Genomic DNA, 1,342 nt, shown 5'->3' with positions numbered 1-1,342 from the left:
GTTCTTCAGCGTCGCTTCTATCAGGCGGCTGTCATGAACATTGGCACCTGTGACTGTCACTCCCAGAGGAATACCCTTAAACTTGTTTTATAATAAAATTATTGATTATTGTGTATTTATTTTTGAAAACATCATCCTTGAAATAATTTTTTATTTTTGCTATCGGTGCCGTCGGCATCCAGGAAAGGAAGGAAGAAAAGCCAGGATACATGATGAAGGGAGTGTTTTCTGCTGATGCAGAAAATATTGCCTGCTGATATGCCAGGGAATTAGCTACTGATTAGCTTGAGGAGAATACTGTGAGAAACGTGTTTGTGCTGATGCTCATGCTTTTGGCGATACCTTTGAATGCATTCGCTTTTGATATCCGTGGCTGGTGGCAGCTTGAAGAGATGCCATCCATCTTCATGAAGATCAACGAAGAAAAGATATACGGATTCAAGTATAGGATAAGCAAGGAGACCGAGGAAAGGGTGGAGATCTTTGTCGATAACTCGGACGTTCCCTGTTATCTTGATAAAAAAGGCGAAGATGGGCTTTTGCTCATCAATGCCCTTGGAGAGCAGAAGTCCTACAAGCTGGTGACGCGAGATACCAGCCTTCCGCAAAAGGACGTACGGAAATTGTGCGGTATTGAAGAATAGTCCCCCTGTGCCCCCAATATTGGGGGGCAGGGGAGAGTGCTTTTGGAATATGACGGCATGCCTGTAGATAACGGGCATGCCGTTTTTATGTATGGTCTGTAGAAACGGTATCGTATGCTGTGCGGTAGCAGGGTATCATGCGTATGATGCTGGCATGGGGAGGCGTCCCGGTGTTGCTGGGCGCTTTTTTAGGGACTGCATGGTCGCCTGCACCGCTAATGCTACGACATCCCTGAGCTGTTCATCGCAACGCACGAAGGAGGTGGCTGTCGTCCCTGTGGCGCTGGGAGCCGCCGGACTCATTAGCCACAGTACTCCCGGTAGGGGCCGTAAATATCCAGCCAGCTGGCGGCCTGTATCAGTCTGTTTTGCAGGCGAATAGGGTTTGTGCGCCCAGGAGCAGGCCAAGGCGGAATTGGCGCTGGCACACGAGAATAACAGCGCCGTCATCCGCGAATTGCAACGAATGCAGAAGGATGCCAGCTTACATCTCACAGTGGACGCCAAGACGCTCCTGGGGGAAGAAAAAAGCGAGGTTGAAGAGAGCGCTATTGTGACTCCTATGGCGCAAAGCGGCGTTTTGGGGTAAAAGAGTAATTGTTTTATATTTCCAGACGAGGAACTAAGAGAATGTCCGGCATACACCTTGCTATACCAGTTTTCTCCAAAGGATACAGGCCAAAGCAAGGTAAAGTAGC

General features: G+C 48.7%; 2 protein-coding genes. Both read left to right on the top strand.

Going from position 1 to position 1,342, the window contains the following annotated elements; translation table 11 throughout:
• The first annotated feature begins 299 nt into the window (after positions 1-299).
• Positions 300-644 carry a hypothetical protein gene (locus tag HF854_RS12325; RefSeq protein WP_168936547.1) on the top strand — a complete coding sequence of 115 codons (345 nt, stop codon included), beginning with the start codon at positions 300-302 and terminating at the stop codon, positions 642-644.
• A 385-nt stretch (positions 645-1,029) separates the two neighbouring features.
• Positions 1,030-1,233, top strand: coding sequence for a hypothetical protein (locus HF854_RS12320; protein ID WP_168936546.1), 204 nt, complete (start codon positions 1,030-1,032; stop codon positions 1,231-1,233).
• The last annotated feature ends 109 nt before the right edge of the window (positions 1,234-1,342 follow it).

The organism is Desulfovibrio piger (assembly GCF_012843875.1).
GTDB lineage: Bacteria > Desulfobacterota > Desulfovibrionia > Desulfovibrionales > Desulfovibrionaceae > Desulfovibrio.
The sequence above is the reverse complement of the archived record's forward strand: the minus strand, read 5'-3'. Positions and strand labels throughout refer to the sequence as shown.